Origin of the sequence: Peribacillus simplex (assembly GCF_900156045.1) — a bacterium.
GTDB classification, from domain to species: domain Bacteria; phylum Bacillota; class Bacilli; order Bacillales; family DSM-1321; genus Peribacillus; species Peribacillus simplex_D.
In genome coordinates this window covers 19,572-43,830 of record NZ_FTMX01000006.1, presented here as the reverse complement: position 1 = coordinate 43,830, position 24,259 = coordinate 19,572, and the positions used below count along the sequence as shown (strand labels likewise).

Sequence of the window (24,259 nt, the reverse complement as noted above, 5' to 3'; positions counted from 1 at the left end):
CCAATTTTTTCCCTTTTTTATGTCAAATGCTTGATTTATTTGGCCATCAAGTCGAAAAATGATTCACATGTACCAATTAAGCAAGATATTTGAGCTCCCCAAGGTCATCTCATGACGATAGTCGTTGCCAACATTCGGTAGATTCAAATCGGTGAAAATCCTAACATGACCTATTTCCTATGGCCGGCCGATGACAGCGAAAAAAAGCTGCCCCAGCAGTAAAAATATGCGGGACAGCTTGCAATCATTTTTATTTAGTTTGCGACGATATTGACTAATTTGCCCGGTACGGCAATCACTTTACGAATGGTTTTCCCATCGATTTGTTCTTTGATGGAATCATCACCCATCGCGATTTCTTCCAGTTTTTCTTTCGTGGTGTCAGTCGGCACCATTAATTTCGCTTTGACTTTTCCGTTGATTTGGATGACGATTTCGACTTCGTTATCCACTAACTTCGCTTCGTCGAAAGCCGGCCATGTTCCGTATGTGATGCTTTCGGAATGGCCCAGTTTAGACCAAATTTCCTCGGCGATGTGCGGTGCAACTGGTGCAAGCAGCTTTACGAAGCCTTCGATATATACTTTAGGAAGCGAATCCGCTTTATAAGCATCATTAATGAATACCATCAATTGTGAAATCGCCGTATTGAATTTCAATTCCTCATAGTTCTCGGTCACTTTTTTAACCGTTTGATGATAGACTTTTTCGAGCTTGCCCGTGTCATCCGTTTCTGTCATCTTATCTGTGATCGCACCGTCATCGTTGACCAATAAACGCCAGATACGGTCAAGGAATCTGCGAGAACCGTCCAATCCGTTTGTGGACCAGGCAATCGAAGCATCCAATGGCCCCATGAACATTTCGTACATGCGAAGTGTATCGGCACCATGGCTTTCAACGATATCATCCGGGTTCACGACATTCCCTTTGGATTTACTCATTTTTTCATTATTCTCGCCAAGGATCATTCCTTGGTTGAATAGGTTTTGGAATGGTTCCTTCGTTGGCACGACACCGATATCATACAGGAATTTATGCCAGAAACGAGCGTAAAGCAAGTGAAGTACCGCATGCTCGGCGCCGCCGATATAAATGTCGACCGGCATCCATTCTTTTAATTTTTCAGGATCTGCAAGTGCTTCCTTATTGTTTGGATCGATATAACGTAGGAAGTACCAGCTGCTGCCTGCCCACTGTGGCATCGTGTTTGTCTCACGGCGCCCTTTTCGTCCGTTTTCATCCGTTACATTCACCCATTCCGATATGTTCGCAAGTGGTGATTCTCCAGTACCTGAAGGCTTGATGTCCGTAGCTTTCGGTAAAATCAACGGAAGATCTTCTTCCTTCATTGCAGACATCGTGCCGTCTTCCCAATGGATGATCGGAATCGGTTCACCCCAGTAACGCTGACGGCTGAATAACCAATCGCGAAGGCGGTATGTTATTTTCTTCGTGCCGATTTCTTTTTCTTCCAGCCATTTTATCATGGTCGAAATAGCTTCTTCTTTATTCAATCCATCAAGGAATTCCGAATTTACATGAAGTCCATCGCCTGTATATGCTTCACTTGTCACGTCTCCGCCAGCTAAGACTTCCTTTATCGGCAAGTCGAACTTGACTGCAAATTCATAATCACGCTCATCATGGGCAGGAACGGCCATGATTGCACCTGTTCCGTAGCTGATCAACACGTAATCGGCAATCCAGATCGGCATTTTCTCGCCGTTTACCGGGTTAATGGCATAAGCCCCCGTGAACACGCCTGATTTATCCTTTGCCAAGTCTGTTCTTTCCAAGTCGCTTTTATGTTTCACTTCATCTAAATAGGCCTCAACTGCGGACCTTTGATCAGCCGTCGTGATTTTATCGACAAACTGATGTTCAGGTGCCAATACGGCATATGTTGCACCGAATAACGTATCCGGACGAGTCGTGAACACCGTGAATGTTTCATCAAAGCCATCGATATTGAATGTAACCTCCGCTCCCTCGGAACGGCCAATCCAGTTACGCTGCATATCCTTGATGTTTTCCGGCCAATCCACATCATTCAGATCGTCGATTAAGCGGTCTGCATACGCCGTGATACGAAGCATCCACTGTTTCATCGGACGGCGCTCGACCGGATGGCCCCCACGCTCACTTTTCCCATCGATGACTTCTTCGTTAGCCAATACCGTGCCAAGTGCCGGACACCAGTTAACGGCCACTTCATCAATATATGCAAGGCCCTTTTCATATAATTTCAAGAAGATCCATTGCGTCCATTTGTAATAGTCTGGATCTGTCGTATTAATTTCGCGATCCCAGTCATAAGAAAAACCAAGGGCTTTGATTTGGCGGCGGAACGTGTTGATGTTGTGCTCCGTGAATTCAGCCGGATCATTTCCCGTGTCGATCGCATATTGCTCCGCAGGAAGTCCAAAAGCGTCCCAGCCGATCGGGTGCAATACATTATACCCCTGTGCCCGTTTCATCCGTGCCAGGATATCGCTTGCCGTATAACCTTCCGGGTGCCCTACATGAAGACCGGCCCCTGAAGGATATGGGAACATATCCAGCGCGTAGAATTTGCGTTTGCCGCTTTCTTCACCCGTTTTGAATGTCTTATTGCCTTCCCAATACTTTTGCCATTTCGTTTCTATGCTTCTATGGTCAAAACTCATATGATTTCCTCCTAATTTCCGTATAAAAAAACAATAAAAAACCCCTCATCCCAAAATAGGGACGAGAGGATTATGTATATCTTCCCGCGGTACCACCCACATTGGCGATAGCTAAAATCCGCCCAGCTTAAAACATCCGTAACATGGATTAAAACGCCAGGCATTACTTTTCACCTTCACACCCGGGACTCCAAGGCGAGTTCACGACCATCCCAGGTTGACTTGCACCACCCGTCAACTCTCTTTACTGGTTTAAACCGCTACTATTCCTCATCACAGTCTTTATGAGAATATTGCATTTTATTTTATTCTAGTCAATTTCACCGACAATTGCAATAGCCGTACATAAACATTATCGACAGGTTTTTCATTATATATGCGAATTAAAGAAAAATTGTGCAAAAAAGGGAGCTATACATTCATAGCTCCCTTGCTTCCATTTAATGTCGCAGTAAGATCATTTCATTCCTCAATTGATTCAACTGCTGCTTCATCCGCGAAAGCATTTCCCGTTGCTGGTCATTCGAACTGGCATACAATCGCTCCATATCCGTCAAAGCCTCTTCGATATACCTTTGCGAATTTTGAAATTGTTCATCATCATAATGCTCCTGCCGTGAGGCCTCGTTAAATTCATACTCTGCAAAATGGAGAGCCCCTTCACATTGCTCTAAAAAATGATCGACGGATTGTCTGGTTGCCATTTCAAACCCTCTCCTTCGCGTCTCATTTGGATGATTCGGAATCATCTTGTCTAGTTTGAGCAAATAACGGTTGGATTATCATTTTTTTTTGAGCATTCAACCTTTATCCCAAAACTTCTCACCTTGATGGGAAATGAACTGCTCGATCCATTCAGCAAAGCCCATATGGAGTTTCTCGCCTTCTTCAAAATCATCGATATGGCCTTTTACCATTAAATACTCCTTATCGCCTTTAGCGACCGCTTCCCCATCGATGACGATATTATCTTGATAAATGCAGGCCACTTTATAGCATCCCTCGTAGGAATTTTCATATGTGTAATTAATAATATCATCCAGACTGTATAAATCATTTTCCCCACCCGATTCCACATTATCGAACAGACGGCATCCATTGGTTATTTTTAAAAACTCCTTATAATCCTCGGGCAGAAGCAGTCCGGTTTTCTTTTCAAAGGAATGAATTTGTTCTTCCGAAGCAGGTGAATTGAAGGTGCAAGTGGCTTTGTATATGAACCCATCTTCATTTACTTCGATCACCTGATTATTTTCGGCTAATTTCTTTTTCATTTGATTAATCGCTTCTTCAACTTGACCGGTCATGTCCATCAGCTCCCGATTGGATATAGTCATTCAAAGATATACTGGAAATAGCAGCAAAATGTTTAGCCTTCAAGTATACAGTATACGCTTATTTTTCGAAAAAAGACCTAGCTGCGAGAATGTTGTATAATATATGTTGCTCTTTATTTTATTTAGGAGGTTGCTGATTTGAATCAAGCAAACCCGTTTATATATGCAACGGATAACAAACGATATCATACATGGAATTACCACCTGAGGGAACATTTTGGACATAAGGTCTTTAAAGTTGCCCTGGATGGCGGTTTTGACTGTCCGAACCGTGATGGCACCGTCGCACATGGCGGCTGTACCTTCTGCAGTGCCTCAGGCTCTGGTGACTTTGCGGGCAACAGGGTTGAACCCCTCGACATCCAGTTTAAGAAGATCAGCGAACGGATGCATCATAAATGGAAAGATGGAAAATATATGGCCTATTTCCAAGCGTTCACGAATACGCATGCACCCGTGGCAGAGCTTCGCGAGAAATATGAAAGTGTATTGACCCAGGAAGGTGTCGTCGGACTCTCGATCGCGACACGCCCGGATTGCCTTCCAGATGATGTAGTCGAGTATTTAGCGGAATTGAACGAACGCACCTACCTTTGGGTGGAGCTTGGTCTCCAGACCGTTCATGAAAAGACCGCAACGATGATCAACCGTGCCCACGACTTCGATTGCTACAAAGAAGGCGTCGATAAACTGCGCAAACACGGCATCCGCGTATGCTCCCATATCATCAATGGCCTCCCTCAGGAAGATTACGGCATGATGATGGAAACAGCCCGTGAAGTCGCCAAACTCGATGTGCAGGGGATAAAGATCCATTTACTTCATTTATTAAAAGGGACACCGATGGTCAAACAATACGAAAAAGGCCTGCTCGAGTTTCTTGACCGTGACGATTATGTCAGCCTGGTATGTGACCAGCTCGAAATAATCCCTCCAGAAATGATCGTCCACCGCATTACAGGTGACGGTCCGATCGATTTGATGATCGGCCCAATGTGGAGCGTCAATAAATGGGATGTCTTGAATGCCATTGACGCCGAATTGAAACGCCGCAAAAGCTGGCAGGGAAAAAATCATCACACGGAGGTACAATCATGAAGCTTGATCGAATTTTGCCTTTCGCCAGGATTCTGCTGGAAAAAGCAGTCCGCCCCGGGGATATAACCATAGATGGCACGATGGGCAACGGTTTTGATACGGCCTTTCTTGCAGGGCTTACAGGTGTAAACGGACATGTCTATAGTTTTGATATTCAGAAAGAAGCGCTCCATACCACAGCGGCGAAACTGGAAGCAGAGAATTTACAAGAGCGCTGCACTCTCATTCACGATGGGCATGAACATTTAAGCAAGTACATCAAGAATGAACATTCAGGAAAGGTCACGGGTGCCATTTTCAACCTAGGCTACCTTCCTGGCGGGAACAAATCAATCATCACCCAAGCCGATACGACGATATCAGCCATTGAACAGCTGTTCGAACTGCTGGCGCCTGAAGGCATCATCATCCTCGTCATTTACCATGGGCATCCAGGGGGATCGGAAGAACGGGATGCATTGATGGATTATGTTGAGAACTTCCCTCAACAGAAAGCCCATATCCTGAAATACGGGTTCATCAACCAATCAAACAATCCGCCATTCATTGTCGCGATGGAAAAGAGATAGACTTTTGACACCGTTCGATACGAACGGTGTTTTTTTAAAACAACTTTCATGCAGCAGAATTACCAATCATAACTTTTTGAATTTTTAGTCTATAATGATTATAATGATAAAAAATAGATAAGAGGGTGCAGAAAATGGAACATTTGCCTACTTCATTACTGACGGATATATTGACTGAAAAAATCAAAAGGGATTCAAGTGAGCAATACGGGGATTTTGTCAGCTCGCTTAACTCGTTGACAGAAAAACAAAAAACCATGGAAGACCTCAAACAATTCGATCATCATTTTGATAAGTTCCTGCCACAGCTTGATTTAATGATTTCCACCCAAAACCATGAAGCGATCATGAATATGAAAGCGACGCTTTTAGACCTATTCGCCAATGACTTGACCTTCAAATCCATTTATCTTCTATCGACCGCATTATCCAATAAAAAAGAACTTACACATTTAAACCAATTTATGTATCCGGTTACTTTCTGGGCACCGGTCATCAAATCGAACGAAATGCTTAAAAACGCAGGCTGATCCAAATAAAAAAAAAGCTGCCGAGCTCTATCTTCGGCAGCTTTTTCATTTATCGTGACAGTATGTACTGATCAAACGACATACCCTAATATCTTTAAACGGTTTTCAACAAAACTCAGCGCATATTGAAATACATCATCACGCTCTGGTTCATTGAAGATTTCATGATAAAGCTTCGGCCATTCCTTATATTGCTTTTCACTGGCCAAGTTATAATTAAACCACTCACGAACCGCCTTCTTATTCACGATTCGGTCATCTCCGCCCTGCATGACCAAAAGCGGCACATCCTGAAATTCAGGAATCTCTTCAAAAGCATCCTTCATGGCCTGTGCCAGCTCGCGATACCATCGAATCGAAACCTTCGTGATATATAATGTATCGTTTCTATCGGATTCACGAATTTCCGCACTTCTCGTCGCCATTTCAGGTGTCAATCCGGAATCTACCCTGAACTGAGGCATCATGATGTTCAAACCATGAGAGATGGTTGTAAGGAACTTCGGCGGCTTCGTCACGAGGCCCAAGCAAGGAGAAGAAAGAATCACCCCTGCAATGTCCCATTCCTCTTCCTGAAGAAGGCGGATCGAAATCAAACCACCCATGCTGTGTCCAAGTAAAAAGACCGGCAACGAATATTCGTAAGCCTCTTCTATCCAGCTTTTCACCTCGTCCAAATACTCATCAAAGGAATCGATATGTCCCCGGTAGGCGCGAGTTGTCATACCCTGCCCAGGAAGGTCGCCCATGACGACATGGTATCCAGCTGAAAGCCACATTTGTGTTACCCACTTATAACGTCCGTGATGTTCCATTGCCCCATGAATGATGACAATGACGCCTTTTGCGTCTCCTTCTGTCTCCCATTTCCACATTCGAAATCCCCCTTTCCTTTTCACTTGTTGTGTACGATCCATGATAGTCAAAATAATATATATAAATTATAACCATATTCGTGATTTTCGACAAAAAAGAAATCTAACAAGTTGTACATTGCTATTATAAATAGCCAAGTGTATTTGCATACGGTATATTAAAATAATACATAAAAACATTCACTTCGGAAAGGAAATGATTGAAAATGATTATTTATCCGTATAAAGGCAAAGAACCTGAAATTGCTGAAAGCGCTTATATTGCTGAAAATGCTGTCGTGACAGGTGATGTCAAAATCGGCGAAGAAACATCAATTTGGTTCAATTCCGTCATACGCGGGGATGTATCCCCAACCATCATCGGGAAAAAAGTCAGTATACAGGATAACAGCGTCCTGCACCAAAGCCCAAATAATCCATTGATCATCGAGGATGAAGTAACCATTGGCCATCAGGTCATTTTACATAGCTGTAAAATCTGCAAAGGAGCTTTGATCGGCATGGGATCGATCGTACTTGATGAAGCCGAAATCGGCGAAGGGGCCTTCATCGGTGCCGGCAGTCTCGTTCCCCAAGGCAAAGTCATTCCACCAAACATGCTGGCATTCGGACGTCCAGCTAAAGTCATTCGCGAAATCAATGAAGAAGACCGCCAGGATATGGAACGCATCGTACGTGAATACGCCGAAAAAGGCCAATACTATAAAACGGCGGAACGAATAAAGTAACTCACGATCAATTGACTGAAAGTTACGAGTATTGTACTGAAACTCACGAGTAAACGTTCCAAACTCACGAGTAACTGCTACAAACTCACGAGTATACTGCTCTAATTTACGAGTAAATGCTACAAACTCACGAGTTAACCGCTCTAACTCACGAGTAACTGCTACAAACTCAAGAGTATACTGCTCTAACGCGAGTAAACCGCACTAACTCACGAGTAAATGCTACAAACACGCGAGTACCTGCTGCAAACTCACGAGTATACTGATCTAACTTACGAGTAAATGCTACAAACTCACGAATAGTTGAACCAAACAAACTTGTAAACGACCCTGACTCACGCGTATTGCACGTAAGTTGAATTTCTTTGATTTCTTGAATTATTCCCGCTGACGGCAAAATTAATCCATAAAAAAGGTGCCCCGCTAATTGCGGGACACCTTTATTTATATGGATTACGCTTGTGCTTTTAATGTTTCTGCTTTGTCCGTGCGTTCCCATGGAAGATCGACATCTGTACGGCCAAAGTGTCCGTAGGCAGCTGTTTGTTTGTAGATTGGGCGACGAAGGTCAAGCATTTTGATGATACCAGCTGGACGAAGGTCGAAGTTAGCGCGAACTAGGTCAACAAGGACTTCTTCGCTAACTGTACCAGTTCCGAACGTATCAATTGAGATGGATACTGGCTCTGCCACACCAATTGCGTATGCCAATTGAACTTCCGCTTTGTCGGCAAGGCCGGCTGCCACGATGTTTTTCGCAACGTAACGAGCAGCGTATGCAGCAGAACGGTCAACTTTAGTAGCATCCTTACCAGAGAATGCACCGCCGCCGTGACGAGCGTATCCGCCGTAAGTATCAACGATGATTTTACGTCCAGTAAGACCAGCATCCCCTTGAGGTCCGCCAATTACGAAACGGCCAGTCGGGTTGATGAAGTATTTAGTATCGGCATCGATCAATTCAGCTGGAACGACTGCTTTGATCACATGTTCTTTTAGATCGGCTTGAATTTGTTCAAGCGTAACTTCTGCATCATGCTGTGTAGAGATAACGATCGTATCTACACGTACAGGAACGTTATTTTCATCATATTCCACAGTTACCTGTGTTTTACCATCAGGGCGTAAGTAAGCAAGAGTTTCATCTTTACGAACTTGAGCCAAGCGGAATGAAAGTTTATGCGCCAATGAAATCGGAAGCGGCATAAGCTCTTCTGTTTCATTACAAGCAAATCCGAACATAAGACCTTGGTCCCCTGCACCGATTGCATCGATTTCTTCCTCTGACATGTTTCCTTCACGAGCTTCCAATGCTTTATCGACACCAGCTGCGATATCGGCAGACTGCTCATCAATGGAACTTAACACGGCACAAGTTTCAGCATCGAAACCGTATTTCGCACGTGTGTAGCCAATTCCTTTAATCGTATCACGAACGATACGCGGAATATCCACGTAAGCGGACGTTGTAATTTCACCAGCAACAAGTACAAGACCTGTAGTTACGCTAGTTTCACACGCAACACGTGCATTTGCATCCTTAGCTAGGATAGCATCTAAAATGGAATCTGAAATCTGGTCACAAATTTTGTCCGGATGGCCCTCTGTAACAGATTCAGAAGTAAATAGACGTTTCTTTGACATCATATTTCCTCCTTGGAAGTTAGTATATTGCAGGCAAAAGCCTGATTTTTACGGAACTCGTTTCCCTCATTAGTTTCAACTATAGACACAGAATTACTTATAAAAACACAAAAACCTTCCCTGGCAAATGAGGAAAGGTTTAACATTCTGTCTTCTATCCTTTCACTCTTATCGTTCAAGGGTTTTTTACCTTGCTCAGGTTAGCACCATCACCACTATTCCTTGAAGACCTTCGCTTTATTTTCGGCGATCGATCTTGGAGTCAAGTTCAATATGGCAGGTTGCTGGGTTTCAAAGGGCCTGTCCCTCCACCAACTCGGGATAAGAGAATCCGTACAATTTAAGATATTATCGTATCTGGCTTGAATTTGTCAATGCTTTTCTAAAAAGAACATTTCCATACAGAATGGCATTCATTTGAAAAAACATGTTGATACAACGTCCTAGATGGGTTTACAATGCAAAATACGAATAGAAATGTTGTAAATTGCCATTAATAATAAAGTAATGAGCATCCGAAATGGAACGACATCCTTACTTTCCCTTTAGACATATATTGCTTACTTACTTCCTATTAAAATAAAATTTTCTTCATGGAAGTATATGCGATAATCCTGAATTAGTTCCTGCCGGATTAAAATGATTAACGCAACCAGCTGAAAATAATCACAAATTAAAAGAAATAGTATAGACTAATTAAATGAATGTGTTATACTAATTGTAATCTAAAAACTTAAACAAAGGAAGGTACCTCATATATGAATTCTGTAGACGTTTCTAATGAGTTACACCAATTATTAACAGGAAACAATGTGCAAACTCAACTTTCAGTTCCTCAATTGGTCGAAAAAGTATTAAGCAGAAAAGAAGGCGTTCTAACATCAACCGGTGCGGTAAAAGCTGAAACTGGCAAATATACAGGTCGTTCACCTAAAGATAAATATATCGTGGAAGAAGCATCAGTTAAAGATAAAATCGATTGGGGTCCAGTGAACCAGCCAATTTCCGAAGATGTGTTCAATAAACTATATAATAAAGTAGTTGACTACCTAAAAGCAAAAGAAGAGATTTTTGTTTTTAAAGGTTTCGCTGGTGCAGACGAAACATCACGTCTTCCTATCCGTGTTGTTAATGAATATGCTTGGCATAACCTTTTCGCCCATACTTTGTTCATCCGTCCAAACGAAGAGGAACTGAGAGGTCACGAAGCTGAATTCACAATCCTTTCTGCACCTAACTTCAAAGCAGATCCGGAAGTGGACGGTACCACATCCGAAACTTTCATCATCGTTTCATTTGAACGCCGTACCATCCTGATCGGCGGAACGGAATATGCAGGAGAAATGAAAAAATCGATCTTCTCGATCATGAACTACTTACTTCCAGAGGCTGGAATCCTTCCAATGCATTGCTCTGCTAACGTAGGACGTGAAGGGGACGTCGCTTTATTCTTCGGACTGTCCGGTACAGGCAAAACGACTTTATCTGCAGACACTAGCCGTAAACTGATTGGCGATGACGAGCATGGCTGGTCTTCTAACGGTGTATTCAATATCGAAGGCGGCTGCTATGCGAAAACGATCAACCTTTCACGTGAAAAAGAACCACAAATTTTCGATGCGATCCGTTTCGGTGCGGTACTGGAAAATGTTGTTGTTGATCCGGATACACGTGAAGCGGACTATGATGACAGTTCATTGACTGAAAACACTCGTGCTGCTTACCAAATGCAAGCGATCGATAACATCGTGAACCCAAGTATTGCAGGACACCCGAATACAATCATTTTCTTGACAGCTGATGCTTCAGGCGTTCTGCCTCCAATCAGCAAGCTTTCCAAAGAACAGGCAATGTTCCACTTCCTAAGCGGATACACTAGTAAATTGGCTGGTACTGAAAGAGGCGTAACTTCACCGGAAGCTACATTCTCGACTTGCTTCGGTTCACCATTCTTACCGCTTCCAGCTACACGCTATGCCGAGATGCTTGGTGATAAAATTGACGAGCACAATGCAAAGGTATACCTTGTCAACACTGGATGGACTGGCGGAGCATACGGAACTGGAAGCCGTATGAAACTTGCTTACACCCGTGCAATGGTACAAGCGGCACTTGAAGGTGAATTAGCGAACATCGAAACGATCAAAGATGATATCTTCGGTTTGGATATCCCGCTTCATGTTCCTGGTGTTCCTGATGAAGTGCTTCAACCAATCAAGACTTGGGCAGATCCTGCAGCTTATAAAGCAGCAGCAACAGACCTTGCCGCTCAATTCCGTGCAAACTTCAAGAAATTCAAAAGCGTTCCAAGTGAAATCGAAGAACTTGGCGGACCGACAGCTTAATAAATTGTACACAAAAGGACCAAGCTCTTGCTTGGTCCTTTCAGTTTGTCGACAAGAAAAGACTCTTCCCGACCCATGATTTTAAAACGTTATCCTTCATGGTTTACTTTATTAAGCCAGGTATGACGAAAAACTGCGTATGCAGTCGATTACTGCCGTATATGGCACAAAGATGGCGTATGCAGTCGATTACTGCCGTATATGGCACAAAGATGGCGTATACAGTCTATTACTGTCGTATATGGCATAAAGACGGCGTATACAGTCGATTACTGCCGTATATGGCACAAAGACGGCGTATATAGTCTATTACTGCCGTAAATGGCGAAAGACGGCGCCTGCAGTCGAATAACTGGCTTGCCTCCCCCGTCAGATGCCCGCGGAGAGAGGCTTCCCAGGACAGTCTCGGTGGAAAGGAAGCTGAATTCTGAAACCAACTGGAACGTTTCTTCAGTCTGAAAGGACCAAGCTCTTGCATGGTCCTTTTCTTCATTGGAAAAAGGGCACTGTCATAGTCAGCGCCCCCTTTATCCTTATTCCGTCCTCGGTGTTTGTCCAAGTTTTTTAGATGATCGCTTTATTTCTGGCTTTTTTCATGGACATCGTTTTGTATTGATATATATTGCCCAGATTGGCCACCGGGACATCTGTTTTAGTTGCATCAATGCAATTACGTGTATCCAAAATCAATTTATTGCTCATGAGATTCGATAGCTTATCATAATCCATCTGTTTAAATTCATCATGGTCAGTCAGGACAAGTATCAAGTCGGCATCATTTACAGCGTCTTCGACTGATACGACTGGCATCTTTCCAGATTGGACATGCGGATCATGCAAGGCTACATCCATGTTTTCCATCCCCATCAAGATATTGACGACATCAATGGCGGGACTTTCACGAATATCATCTACATTTCCCTTGTATGCAAGACCGAAAACGGCTACTTTTGGCTTCCGGATGCCCTCTAGCATCATCCTTACGGAATTAACGATGTAATAAGGCATCGATACGTTGGTATCACGGGCCAATTTAATGATTCTCGCATACTCTGGTGCCTTTGCAACGACGAAATACGGATCGACCGCTAAACAATGGCCGCCAACTCCTGGCCCTGGTTGATGTATATTGACACGAGGGTGTTTGTTTGCCATCGATATGACATCCAAAACATTGATGTCCAGCTCGAAACAGATTTTCGTCAGCTCATTCGCAAGGGCAATATTGACATCCCTGAAGGTGTTTTCCATCAGTTTGGACATTTCAGCCGTTTTCGCATCCGTCTGAATGATCTCCCCTTGAACGAAGGTTTTATAAACAAGACTTCCTTTATATGAGCATGTTTCCGTGATGCCCCCGACGATACGGTTATTATGAACCAACTCTTCAAGAATCCTTCCAGGTAAAACACGTTCCGGACAATGAACGAGGAAAATGTCTTTTCCGATGGTAAGGCCCGTCCTCTCGATCATCGGTCTAATATGATCATCCATACTTCTCGGCGCTATCGTCGATTCGATAATGATGACATTCCCTTTTTTGATAAAAGGAAGAATGTTGGAGGTTGCATCCATGACATGAGTTAAATCACAAGATTGATGTATGTCCTTTTTATTTGGTGTAGGCACCGCGATAATGAAAACATCCGCATGTTCCGGGCTTAACGCCGCTCGGAACTTATTGGAAATAAGCACTTCTTGCAATACCTCATCCAAACCTGGTTCTTCGATATGGAGCCTGCCGCTATTCAAATTGGAAATAATCTCAGAATGGATATCCACGCCGACAACATCGACACCGTGTTTCGCAAACATTAAAGAAGTTGGAAGTCCTATATAACCAAGTCCGATTGTACAAAGTTTCATATAAACCACTCCTATCTATTTTTCTGCTACACTCTAATTCGTTAGGCTGTTTGATAGATTTCGATAAAGATTTCCTTCTCTTGTTTCCAATTGTATTTTTGTCGCGCCTTCAGGCAGTTATTGCTCATTTCCGCCCTTTTTTCAGGATGTTTCAATAAGTAATTGACGCCTTCGGCAATTGATTTTGGATCATGTGAATCGACACACACACCGATTTCTTCCGTATCGACAACCTTTTGAATTTCAGGAAAGCTGCAGGCAACCACAGGTACACCGCTCATCATGTATTCAAACAATTTATTTGAAGATGCGGAGTAGTGATTAAAGCAGACATTATTCAATATCTGAAAACCTAAATACGCATTTTTTGTATAATGGAGCAGCTCGTCGACCGGAACCTTCGGCAGGAACTTCACACGATGCTCCAGATTCATGTCGCTTACCTTTTTCATTAATTCATCCTTGATCCTTCCATCCCCGATAAAGACTACCGTCCCGCCTTCGATCATCGGTACAGCATCAACCAATTGCTCTAATCCTCTGCCCATTTGAACGCCGCCTTGGTATAACAATATCGGTTCATTCTCTGGCAAATCGAGCAGCTGATGCAAATTCACGGCCGTACTTTCCTCAGGATTGGTCGGAATCGGGTAGTTATGGACCACCTTCGGATACAGACCATATAAGTCTTCGTTATACTTAGCTCTCGTATGGTTTTCGGCAATCATTTCATCGACGAACATTAATAGGAATTTCTCCATCATCCCGTAAATTCGGCTATTATATCCCGTTCTGCTCGTTTGCACCTCATGCGAGTCATAAATCAGCTTTTTCCTTCTCAACCATTTACTGCTGATCGCTCCCTGCATGAGCGTATTCAAGTCATTCGAATGATAAAAATCATATTTCCTTTTCCGGCCATGATAGATCATTTGACCGAAAATATAGCTCCTTGTTAATAGGGTCGGCAGCTTCGTTTTAGTGATGAGCATGGTGCCCATCGCAAGGAGTGCAAGGGAACCGAACAGTATTCCCGATCCCAGCCAGCCATTGATCAAGTTCAAGTTCCACAACGTATTCCAGACCAATAAGGCCAATAAGACGATTTCAAACTTCTTTTTCTTTAATTTGCCTACGATCCTGAGAACCCTATGAAGCGCTTCCCAGCGGTTATTCACCCTAGTGACGGAGAATCCATTTTGGTGTTTCTCCTTTTTGGGCAAGCCCTCGATTTTCCAGTTATGAATGGCAATTAAATCGACTTCATAACCCGCTTCAGTAAGTGCTGTGCACTCTCTTAGAACCCTCGCATCGTTTGTAAAGTGATTCCACACGAACATACATACTTTCTTCGCCATGTTGTCCTCCACTTCCGGATTTTTCAGCCTGACGCTTCCATCACATTGATGAGACCTTTAATATTTTTAGACCATTGAAAATGTTGTTTAGCATACCGATGACCGTTTTCCCCCAGTTCTTCACGAAGGGCTGGATCTGAGGCCATGGTCAAGATATGCTGACAGATTTCATCAACATTCCTGCTCTCTGCCACCAACCCGCATTTCGCCTCTTTGAGCATCTTCTTGGCCCTGCCGTCCACATCACCGACGATCGGTTTTCCGACACACATATAATCGATGATTTTACCAGGCAAAACCTTATTGAAGACTTCTTTTTCAACCAAGCTCACATAGGCAATATGGGACGTTGAAACTTCATGAAGGGTCACTCTTCGATTCATCGCATTAATCATCTTAATATTAGTCAGCCCTCTAGAGCTTATCTCCTTCTCCACTTCGGATATCCGATATCCATATCCAATCATCGAGAACTCGATTCGTTTATGTTCCCTTAGCTTTTCAGCCACGGCTATCAGTTTTTTCAAGTCCTGAGCCAGTCCGATATTCCCCGCATAAACGACCTTGATTACTTTTTCCGATACGGGTGTAAGCAAATTCTTTAACGTCAGCTCATCCGCAGTAAGCGAATTAGGGATGAATTGGATGGCCTCTTCCTTGACTCCCTTTGCAACGATATAATCCCTGAAACCAGGACTATTGATGATAATAAAATCCGAATGCCGATATAGCTTCCTTTCCAGGAAGAAAGCGATTTTCAAGACCCACTTATTAGTGAATACCCCAACTCCTATCAACGATTCCGGCCATAAATCCCTTACATCGGTAATGAGTTTCGCCTTCATCTTCTTCTTGGCGATCAACGCTGCAAATGTCGGGAAGATCGGCGGGGTCGTGGCAAACACATAATCATATTTTTTTTCGAGACGGATGATTGTATAAATGAAAAGCCACATCGCTTCAAGATAATGAAGCAACCGCTTCCCCATATTGCTTGTATACCTCTTCACTTTGTCCGGTTTAATCCTGATGACATCTTCTTCAATGCTTTCTTCATCCCAAAACTTTGTATCTTGATATAAACTTTGATTAGGATAACTCGGCTTCAATGTGATGACCGTTACCTCAAATCCGTTTCTTTTCAAATGGAGATATATATTTTTCATTCTATTTCCCGCACTTCCGATTTCCGGATAAAAGTTTTGCACGATCATCAGGACGCTTTTCATATTCGCCTATCACCTCTATTCTGCTGAGCTATACTTCCTGCTTTATATTGTAAATGCCAGATATTAACTGAAGGTTAAAGAAATATAAAGTCCTCATTAATATTGTAAAAATTCTGTTAATTATTGTTTCATTTTTATATTTCCCATGAACTTCCCGTTATAATGGGGGAGACATTCAGAAGGGGAGGAAATGAGCATGCCTAAACAACGTATTAAGGTCATGACCGTATTTGGTACAAGACCAGAGGCTATCAAAATGGCACCAGTCGTTTTGGAACTGAAAAAGCATCCAGAGGAAATAGAAACCATCGTGGTGGTCACCGCCCAGCATAGGGAAATGCTCGACCAAGTCTTGCAATGTTTTCAAATAAAGCCAGATCACGATTTGGATATGATGAAGGATAGACAAACATTAGAAGAGATTACGACTCGAGGGCTTGAAAAATTGAGTTCGCTCATGAAAGATATAAATCCGGATATCGTCCTCGTACATGGGGATACAACGACAACTTTCATCGCAAGCTTGGCAGCTTTCTATAATAAGATACAGATTGGTCATGTTGAAGCTGGTCTCCGGACTGGTAATAAGTATTCTCCATATCCTGAAGAAATGAATAGGCAGCTGACAGGCGTCTTAGCTGATTTGCACTTTGCGCCAACCAATCAGGCGGCAGAAAATCTAATTTTGGAAAATAAAAAGAGTGATTGTATCCATATTACTGGCAATACGGCAATCGATGCTTTGAAAACAACAGTACGGAAAGACTATGAACATCCGATTCTATCTGGTTTGAATGGAGATCGTATGTTATTGATGACAGCGCACAGACGGGAAAATATCGGAAAACCAATGGAAGAAATATTCCGTTCCGTCAAACGGCTGCTTGAAGATCACACAGATATCCAGGTTGTTTTCCCGCTTCATAAAAACCCAGTAGTCCGTGAAATTGCTTACCGGATTTTTGGTGAAACGGAAAGACTTCACTTAATAGAGCCGCTTGAGGTGCTTGATTTTCATAATTTTGCGGCGCATGCCCATCTAATATTGACAGATTCCGGAGGGGTGCAAGAAGAAGCGCCCTCACTTGGTGTTCCTGTCCTTGTGTTACGCGATACAACAGAACGTCCGGAAGGAATTGAGGCTGGCACCCTTTTATTGGCAGGAATTGAGGAAGAACGAATTTATCAATTAGCCTCAGACTTACTTACAAATGAAGAAACCTATAAAAAAATGGCGACAGCTTCCAACCCATATGGAGATGGATTCGCTTCACAGCGGATTGTCGAAATCCTGTTAAAGCATTGCGGAATGAAATCCCCCCTTCCTTTATGAAAGAAAAAAAATAATGAGAAAAGCCTGTCACGTTAGCGGCAGGCTTTTTACTCTTCCATTTTCATCCTCCTAATTTGAATTTGAAAATGTGACCTTAAATTGCTTGGAGGTGTTTAGATGTTCGGGGAAGATCCCAAGTGTGGTAAATGTGGTAAAGAAATTAAGGGGGACGAAGTCGTTCTTGTGAAGATGCGTTATCCGAAGCGTAGAAGGGATGACTGAAATAAAGGCATATTTAAAAAATGAAGGAAGCTTCATCTGCGAAGTTTGTTTTGATAAGGAGGATAAAATCTCCCTGCCGAATCGATAGTCATGACACGAAACAGGAGGATTAGTATGAAAAATCAGGTAAGGTTAAGGATCAATTTGGTGTTCGCTCGGACTTGAATTTCACAATATGAATGTAAAAATGGCCGCAAATACGCTTTGTATCCCCGGCCATTTTTAATAGACTCATTCCCGTAAACCCTCCATCAAAGCACATGGAAATAATTAAGGACATTTTTCCCAATCAATAAGATCGTGACGCAAATGAATAATATCCGTACATATGAAGCACCTTTCTTAATTGCGAAGTTCGTTCCTACCAATGCTCCTGCGACCATTGCCAGACCCATCGGAATTCCATAGGCAAAATTGACGGTCCCCATGGATAAGAAAATGATAAGTGCGGCAATATTGCTTCCGAAATTCAATATTCTTGCATTCCCGGCTGCCTGGACAAAATCAAACCCGATGATCAAAAATGAAAATAATAAAAAGGAACCTGTGCCCGGTCCAAGAAAACCATCATAAAAACCAATCGCAAATATTATGACAATCAAAAGAATCATTTTCTTCCTTTTCAGCCCTTTATACTTTGCATCTTTACCCCAATCCTTTTTTACCAACGTATAAATCGCTACAATGACCAGCAAAATCAAAATGAGGGGCTTCAGTATCTCTGCGGAAACGAAATGTACAACGTATGCTCCTAACGCCGCTCCAATCACAGTAATCGGAAACAGCTTGATGACGAATTTGAAATCCACTTTTCCAGCCCGAATGAATGAAATCGTACTCGTTAAAGATCCCATTGTACCCGCCAGCTTGTTAGTGGCAAGTGCCGCTGAAGGCGAAATCCCCGTGAACAATAAAGCCGGAATGGAAATTAATCCGCCCCCGCCCACAACGGAATCGATGAATGCGGCTATAAAACCCGCAAGTACTAAAAATAGCAAAGTATAGAGATTGATATCCTCCATGTATTCCCCTTCTTTCCAAAGCACTATCTAAAATGCCATTACTCATTTTTCAGATAATCGAATAAACTTTCCTCTGAAATGACCGTGAATCCATGCCGCCTAAGCAAAGCCGCGGTCACTCCATTCCCGACCTTCTTCTCCCCATTGAATTCCCCATTATAAATCGTGGCACTTCCACAGGATGGACTATTTTCTTTTAAAACGACTAACGTCGCCCCTACCTCCAGGGCTTTCAATAACGTAAGATTCGCTCCCTTTATGTACAATTCCGTTACATCCCTGCCCGACTTTTCGATGATCTTCGCTTTTCCATCAAGGACATCCCCACCTTCACCGCCAACTATCTCCGCAGGATCCCTCGGTGTCGAAAAACCGCCAAGCAACTCAGGACAAACCGCTATGGCCTTTTTCTCCTTCACCAATTCCATAATTCTATCATCCAGGCTGTGTGTACCATTGTATCTTACCTCAAGACCCGCTAAACAAGAACTCACCAAAATCATCAAATCACCCAACCTCATGCGCTTTACACCATTTTACCATTCTTTTAATGACAGTGATTTCGAAGATTGAATCCGCCAGGGATCTTGTGCTGAAAGATGTCGGTTGGAAGATTGGCGTATAAGTCGAATATGGGAGTTTACGGTCGATTTCGCTGGTGCACAGGTCGAATTATGCACACAATCAAAAAAAGCGCTTGCTGCGAAGACGATTCCCGGCAAGCGCTTGTCTATTTAGTTAGTTGAGTTCAGTGATAGTAGTTGGTACGTAATGATGGTCTTTTCACTGGTCCATTCAATTTTTTGGATAACGGCTGTTCCGCTTGAGTCAGATTGAATCGTCTTGCGGACATCGATTGGAATATCGATAGGGTATAACCTGTAACCATCTTTCGACAGCCGAAAAATGTTTTCTTCTTCACGGGTTTCGTTCCCTTTTGTAACGATCATGGTATTTAGCTCCATAGGCATGCCCATGTGTATCTCCTCCTCTTGCCAATATATACTTCATTCTATCATTATTCGGTTTTACTTTTCATCCAAGATGTTAAATCTTCGACTACTTTTCTGTTCACGGCGGGTGGGAAGTAATGAGTGAATTGAGGGAAATACCAGCTTTCTACCTCTTTGTCCTGCATTTTCAACCTTTTTTCCAACCGGTACGCGTGTTCAATGGCGACATTGTCATCCTTTTCACCATGAATGATCAGAACGGGTACATTCAAATCTTCAATTGCAAACAATGGCGTACGGTATTCATACTGATCGGGGCATTTTTTAGGTGTTCCGCCGATGACCCGCTTCATCATCCGACGCATATCGACACGTTCGACATATGTTAAAAACATATCCGACACACCTCCCCATGTGACGATCGATGCTGCATTCCTGCAGTATATCCCAGTCCAAAGCGCCATGATGCCGCCACGGGAAAATCCGAGGATATGAATGTGATCCTTGTTCACGCGGGGGTGCTGTTCAAGAAGATTGAATCCTGATATCGCATCGAACCTATCTTCGCCTCCAAAATCCTCATCTCCCTCCCCGCCTTGATTTCCACGGTAAAAAGGGGCAAAAACGATGAATCCTTCTACGGCATACTGCACGATCCTTGCGGGCCTCACCTTGCCGACATTTTTTATTCCGCCTCGTAAATATAAGAAAGCGTCATGTATCTCGCCATCAACCGGTTCAGCTAAGAGCCCCTTCACCTTCAGGCCTTGTGATATGTATGTGACTGAATAAAGATGGATTCGTGGATGCGGTGATGGAAACCGCCGTTTTGAAATAATCGTTCCGTTCTCCAATTTCCACTCTCCTTTCTCCTTATTCTTATTGTAAAACATCCGCTTGTTTTTATCCCCTAAGAGGCATTCACATTTTCTTCTTCCGTTCATACGATAATGTAGGCAAAATACCTATATATCAAGGAGGAAGGAATTTTGAAAAAATGGTGTAAAGCAGGTGTCGTATTATTACTTCTGTGCATGCTGGTGATCCCGCTTGGAGCATGCGGCAACAAGCAACAGGAAACAACGAAAGTCAGGGTTGCCGAAGTAACCCGCTCCCTTTTCTATACACCGCAATATGTAGCGATTGAAAAAGGATTTTTTAAAGATGAGGGTTTAAGCATTGATTTGAAAACGACGGCAGGCGGAGACAAGACAATGACCGCGCTTCTGACCGATGGTGCGGATATTGCTCTCGTTGGCTCTGAAACATCGATCTACGTTCAGGCACAAGGCTCGAACGACCCGGTCATCAACTTCGCTCAATTAACACAGACGGATGGAACGTTTCTTGTTTCACGTGAAAAAATTGACAACTTCAATTGGGATATGCTGAAAAACTCTACATTCCTAGGCCAGCGAAAAGGCGGAATGCCACAAATGGCCGGCGAGTTCGTATTGAAAAAACATAACATAGACCCGAAAAAAGATTTGAACCTCATCCAGAATATTGATTTTGCCAATGTCGCAACTGCCTTCGCTTCCGGAACCGGCGACTTCGTTCAACTGTTCGAACCAACGGCCAGTGTGTTTGAAAAAGAAGGAAAAGGCTATATCGTCGCTTCTTTCGGCACCGAGTCCGGGCATCTTCCTTATACAGTTTATATGGCTAAGGAAAGCTATTTGAAAGAAGACAAAGAGACTGTCGAAAAATTCACGAGGGCATTGAAGAAAGCACAGGATTGGGTTCAGGAAAATGATGCTGCCGAAATTGCCGAAGTCATTCAGCCGTATTTTGAAGATACCAACATCGAGACGATGGAAACTGTTATCAACCGCTACAAAGACCAAGGATCCTTTGCCACAGACCCCATTCTTGATGAAGAAGAATGGAACAATCTGCAAAACATCATGGATGAAGCAGGTGAGCTGCCTTCACGTATAAGCCATGATGAGCTGGTCAATACAGATTTTGCAGAAGAAGTCACAAAATAGCATAACTAAAGGTAAGGAGGATGTCCGATGAGCTTTTTAAAAATCCAAGACATTCACCATACTTATTTTTCAAATCAGACGGCAGCGACCGCACTAGCGGACATTTCCCTCGACATTGAAAAAGGTGAATTCGTCTCTTTTCTAGGTCCGAGCGGCTGCGGAAAAACCACCCTGCTTTCCATCATCGCCGGGCTATTTCCGCCCACTGCAGGAAAGATCCTGCTCGAAAACAAACCGCTGAAAGCCAACAGCGACCTTTCAATCGGCTATATGCTGCAACAGGATTATCTATTTCCCTGGAAGACAATAGAAGAAAATGTTTTATTAGGATTGAAACTGATCAAAAAAGATGAAGGCCTTGAAAGAATAAAAGCGCTGAAGCTTTTAAGTGACGTTGGATTGGGAGGCACCGGAAAATCATATCCGCGCGAACTCTCGGGAGGAATGAGGCAAAGGGCCGCACTGGCACGGACACTGGCGGTCGACCCAAAAATCCTTTTGCTTGATGAACCATTTTCGGCTCTTGATTACCAAACGAAGCTGAAGCTGGAAGACCTTGTTTTTGAAACCTTGAAATCCTTCGGAAAGACAGCCGTGCTCGTCACCCATGATATCGGTGAAGCCATTGCAATGAGTGACCGCATCTACCTGTTTTCCGCGAACCCGGGAAGCGTGCACAAAATCTTCAAGGTGCCCGATGAACTGCGTGAACTCACGCCTTTCCATGCACGAAACCATCCCCAATATCCGATGCTATTCCAAACGATATGGAAGGAGCTTGAGAGCCTTGAATATTGAACAGCTTCATAACCAATATAAAACCTCATTAAAAAAGGAAAACAGGCTCATCCGCTTTTATCAGATCCTGATTTTCATCGTTTTTTTCAGCAGTTGGGAACTCTTATCCCGGATGGAAGTGATCGATCCGCTCATCTTCAGCTCCCCAACTAAAGTATGGCATCTTTTCATACAGAAACTAGGTGATGGAACACTGCTATCCCATTCCGGAGTGACGCTATTCGAGACCGTTTTCGGCTTTATCATAGGGACACTGCTTGGAACGATCCTGGCATCCCTACTTTGGTGGTCGCCAAGATTGTCCAAAACACTTGACCCCTATCTCGTCATTTTAAATGCCATGCCGAAAGTGGCACTCGGCCCCATCATCATCGTAGCATTCGGCCCTGGCTTTCCATCCATCATCTCGATGGGGGCGATCATCTCCATCATCATCACCACCATCGTCGTCTACACAGCATTTCGCGAAGTCGACCCGAACTACCTGAAGGTACTCCAAACCTTTGGTGCCACAAGAACACAAGCTTTTCGGGAAGCCATTTTACCCGCCTCTTTCCCAACGATCATCTCGACATTGAAAGTGAATGTCGGCCTCTCCTGGGTCGGAGTCATCGTAGGGGAATTCCTTGTTTCGGCCAAAGGACTCGGCTACCTCATCATTTATGGCTTTCAAGTCTTCAACTTCACCCTCGTAATGCTTGCCTTGATGATCATTGCCGTCTTTGCCACAATCATGTATCAACTAGTAGAACTGCTCGAGCGAAAATTAATCAAAGACTAACCAAACTGCCGATAACCCTCGGCAGTTTTTCAATCATGCTGACATAAAACAGAATTTAGTTGAGTTTCGGTGGTTTACTCATGAGTTTGGGCGATTTACTCGTGAATTCCGCACATTTACTCGTGAGTTTCGCCCATTTACTCGTGAGTTTCGGCGATTTACTCGTAAATTAGGCTTTTACTCTTGAATTGAACTTTTACTCATGAATTCCGGCCTTTTACTCGTAAGTTTCGGCGATTTACTCGTAAATTAGGCTTTTACTCTTGAATTGAACTTTTACTCATGAATTCCGCACATTTACTCGTGAATTCCGGCCTTTTACTCGTGATTTCCGCACATTTACTCGCGAATTGAGCTTTTATTCGTGAGTTACGACGGTTCACTCGTTTCTCAGCAAAATGGCATCATCCAGTCTTGATAAGCTCAACGGTACAATCTCATCTTTCATGATGAAGCTAAACTCCTCACCAAGCACATCCGGCAATGCTTCCAAAAAAATTGGGCCTTCCGTTTCCAGGTAATCCTGTTTCTTCTCTACTTCACGCAATGAAGCGTAGTATATTGATTTAACGAATGGCTTCACTGGATCATGTACTTTATATTGTCCTAAAAATTGCAGCTGGCCCACCAAGCCTCCTGTTTCTTCATACACTTCCCTTATGGCCGTTTCTTCAATCGATTCCCCTGCTTCCCGCTTTCCTCCAGGAAACTCCAATCCCCGCTCTTTGTGTTTGGTCAATACCCACCTGCCTTTATACCTGCTTAGCACGAAAACATGCCAAGACTCTCCAAAGACAGGATCCTCGGAGTATTCTACCTTATATCCGTTCTTATCAAGAAATCGCTTCATTTTTCCCCTTCTCTCCGTGTAAGAAATAATGCTATGTCCCTTCTCTCATTATATGGGTAAA

The 24,259-nt window shown here is 43.3% G+C and carries 22 protein-coding genes, 1 riboswitch and 1 other annotated feature; of the genes, 9 read left to right on the top strand and 13 right to left on the bottom strand.

Annotated features, from left to right (window positions below; all coding sequences use genetic code 11):
- Positions 1-254: 254 nt before the first annotated feature.
- From leuS to BW986_RS19970, 3 genes are all read right to left on the bottom strand, one after another.
- Entirely contained in the window at positions 255-2,669 is a 2,415-nt protein-coding gene (gene leuS / locus BW986_RS19980; RefSeq protein ID WP_076370045.1) for a leucine--tRNA ligase, read from the bottom strand.
- Between the two features lie 54 nt (positions 2,670-2,723).
- Positions 2,724-2,955, bottom strand: a binding site (T-box leader).
- Positions 2,956-3,109: 154 nt separating this feature from the next.
- Positions 3,110-3,373 (bottom strand): DUF2524 family protein, encoded by a 264-nt coding sequence (locus tag BW986_RS19975; RefSeq protein WP_076370043.1) that lies wholly within the window; start codon positions 3,371-3,373, stop codon positions 3,110-3,112.
- 96 nt (positions 3,374-3,469) lie between these two features.
- Positions 3,470-3,976, bottom strand: coding sequence for an SMI1/KNR4 family protein (locus BW986_RS19970; protein WP_179086121.1), 507 nt, complete (start codon positions 3,974-3,976; stop codon positions 3,470-3,472).
- Between the two features lie 168 nt (positions 3,977-4,144).
- On the opposite strand from BW986_RS19970, the gene mnmL reads away from it, so the two are divergent.
- From mnmL to BW986_RS19955, 3 genes are all read left to right on the top strand, one after another.
- Positions 4,145-5,104, top strand: coding sequence for a tRNA modification radical SAM protein MnmL/YtqA (mnmL, locus tag BW986_RS19965; RefSeq protein WP_076370039.1), 960 nt, complete (start codon positions 4,145-4,147; stop codon positions 5,102-5,104).
- Positions 5,101-5,673 (top strand): tRNA 5-(aminomethyl)-2-thiouridylate-methyltransferase MnmM, encoded by a 573-nt coding sequence (mnmM, locus tag BW986_RS19960; RefSeq protein ID WP_076370037.1) that lies wholly within the window; start codon positions 5,101-5,103, stop codon positions 5,671-5,673. The genes mnmL and mnmM overlap by 4 nt, the downstream gene beginning before the upstream one ends.
- A gap of 134 nt (positions 5,674-5,807) precedes the next feature.
- Positions 5,808-6,203 (top strand): hypothetical protein, encoded by a 396-nt coding sequence (locus BW986_RS19955; RefSeq protein WP_076370035.1) that lies wholly within the window; start codon positions 5,808-5,810, stop codon positions 6,201-6,203.
- A 71-nt stretch (positions 6,204-6,274) separates the two neighbouring features.
- Here BW986_RS19955 and BW986_RS19950 read toward each other — a convergent pair whose 3' ends face one another.
- Entirely contained in the window at positions 6,275-7,078 is an 804-nt protein-coding gene (locus BW986_RS19950; protein ID WP_076370033.1) for an alpha/beta hydrolase, read from the bottom strand.
- Between the two features lie 209 nt (positions 7,079-7,287).
- On the opposite strand from BW986_RS19950, the gene BW986_RS19945 reads away from it, so the two are divergent.
- Positions 7,288-7,806: a gamma carbonic anhydrase gene (locus BW986_RS19945; protein ID WP_076370613.1), complete on the top strand. Its 519-nt coding sequence runs from the start codon at positions 7,288-7,290 to the stop codon at positions 7,804-7,806.
- Positions 7,807-8,259: 453 nt separating this feature from the next.
- Here BW986_RS19945 and metK read toward each other — a convergent pair whose 3' ends face one another.
- A complete protein-coding gene (gene metK / locus BW986_RS19940) occupies positions 8,260-9,453 on the bottom strand; it encodes a methionine adenosyltransferase (RefSeq protein ID WP_076370031.1) in 1,194 nt (397 codons plus the stop codon).
- A gap of 162 nt (positions 9,454-9,615) precedes the next feature.
- Positions 9,616-9,778, bottom strand: a riboswitch (SAM riboswitch).
- A 430-nt stretch (positions 9,779-10,208) separates the two neighbouring features.
- Here metK and pckA point away from each other — a divergent pair.
- Positions 10,209-11,795: a phosphoenolpyruvate carboxykinase (ATP) gene (pckA, locus tag BW986_RS19930; RefSeq protein ID WP_076370027.1), complete on the top strand. Its 1,587-nt coding sequence runs from the start codon at positions 10,209-10,211 to the stop codon at positions 11,793-11,795.
- Positions 11,796-12,359: 564 nt separating this feature from the next.
- Here the strand turns inward: pckA and BW986_RS19925 are convergent.
- From BW986_RS19925 to BW986_RS19915, 3 genes are read right to left on the bottom strand one after another with little or no spacing between them, the layout of a single operon-like run.
- Entirely contained in the window at positions 12,360-13,661 is a 1,302-nt protein-coding gene (locus tag BW986_RS19925; protein WP_076370025.1) for a nucleotide sugar dehydrogenase, read from the bottom strand.
- 41 nt (positions 13,662-13,702) lie between these two features.
- Positions 13,703-15,019, bottom strand: coding sequence for a glycosyltransferase (locus BW986_RS19920; protein ID WP_076370023.1), 1,317 nt, complete (start codon positions 15,017-15,019; stop codon positions 13,703-13,705).
- Positions 15,020-15,042: 23 nt separating this feature from the next.
- Positions 15,043-16,248: a glycosyltransferase family 4 protein gene (locus tag BW986_RS19915; protein ID WP_076370021.1), complete on the bottom strand. Its 1,206-nt coding sequence runs from the start codon at positions 16,246-16,248 to the stop codon at positions 15,043-15,045.
- A 196-nt stretch (positions 16,249-16,444) separates the two neighbouring features.
- On the opposite strand from BW986_RS19915, the gene wecB reads away from it, so the two are divergent.
- Positions 16,445-17,581 (top strand): non-hydrolyzing UDP-N-acetylglucosamine 2-epimerase, encoded by a 1,137-nt coding sequence (wecB, locus tag BW986_RS19910; RefSeq protein WP_076370019.1) that lies wholly within the window; start codon positions 16,445-16,447, stop codon positions 17,579-17,581.
- Positions 17,582-18,054: 473 nt separating this feature from the next.
- Here wecB and BW986_RS19900 read toward each other — a convergent pair whose 3' ends face one another.
- The 4 genes from BW986_RS19900 to BW986_RS19885 form a co-directional block, all read right to left on the bottom strand.
- Positions 18,055-18,825, bottom strand: coding sequence for a sulfite exporter TauE/SafE family protein (locus BW986_RS19900; protein ID WP_076370017.1), 771 nt, complete (start codon positions 18,823-18,825; stop codon positions 18,055-18,057).
- A 38-nt stretch (positions 18,826-18,863) separates the two neighbouring features.
- Entirely contained in the window at positions 18,864-19,328 is a 465-nt protein-coding gene (locus BW986_RS19895) for a 2-thiouracil desulfurase family protein (protein ID WP_076370611.1), read from the bottom strand.
- Positions 19,329-19,559: 231 nt separating this feature from the next.
- Complete coding sequence (locus BW986_RS19890; RefSeq protein ID WP_076370015.1) at positions 19,560-19,802, bottom strand: DUF2584 domain-containing protein; 243 nt, start codon at positions 19,800-19,802, stop codon at positions 19,560-19,562.
- Positions 19,803-19,843: 41 nt separating this feature from the next.
- On the bottom strand, positions 19,844-20,632 hold the full coding sequence (locus BW986_RS19885; protein WP_260320911.1) for an alpha/beta hydrolase family protein: 789 nt from the start codon (positions 20,630-20,632) through the stop codon (positions 19,844-19,846).
- A 180-nt stretch (positions 20,633-20,812) separates the two neighbouring features.
- Here BW986_RS19885 and BW986_RS19880 point away from each other — a divergent pair, with 180 nt between their 5' ends.
- From BW986_RS19880 to BW986_RS19870, 3 genes are read left to right on the top strand one after another with little or no spacing between them, the layout of a single operon-like run.
- The gene (locus BW986_RS19880; RefSeq protein WP_076370609.1) at positions 20,813-21,769 is read left to right on the top strand and encodes an ABC transporter substrate-binding protein; all 957 of its coding nucleotides are present in this window, start codon (positions 20,813-20,815) and stop codon (positions 21,767-21,769) included.
- Positions 21,770-21,796: 27 nt separating this feature from the next.
- The gene (locus BW986_RS19875) at positions 21,797-22,567 is read left to right on the top strand and encodes an ABC transporter ATP-binding protein (RefSeq protein WP_076370010.1); all 771 of its coding nucleotides are present in this window, start codon (positions 21,797-21,799) and stop codon (positions 22,565-22,567) included.
- Complete coding sequence (locus BW986_RS19870) at positions 22,557-23,348, top strand: ABC transporter permease (RefSeq protein ID WP_260320910.1); 792 nt, start codon at positions 22,557-22,559, stop codon at positions 23,346-23,348. The genes BW986_RS19875 and BW986_RS19870 overlap by 11 nt, the downstream gene beginning before the upstream one ends.
- A 379-nt stretch (positions 23,349-23,727) precedes the next feature.
- Here BW986_RS19870 and ytkD read toward each other — a convergent pair whose 3' ends face one another.
- Positions 23,728-24,198 (bottom strand): RNA deprotection pyrophosphohydrolase, encoded by a 471-nt coding sequence (ytkD, locus tag BW986_RS19865; protein WP_076370006.1) that lies wholly within the window; start codon positions 24,196-24,198, stop codon positions 23,728-23,730.
- Between the last annotated feature and the right edge of the window lie 61 nt (positions 24,199-24,259).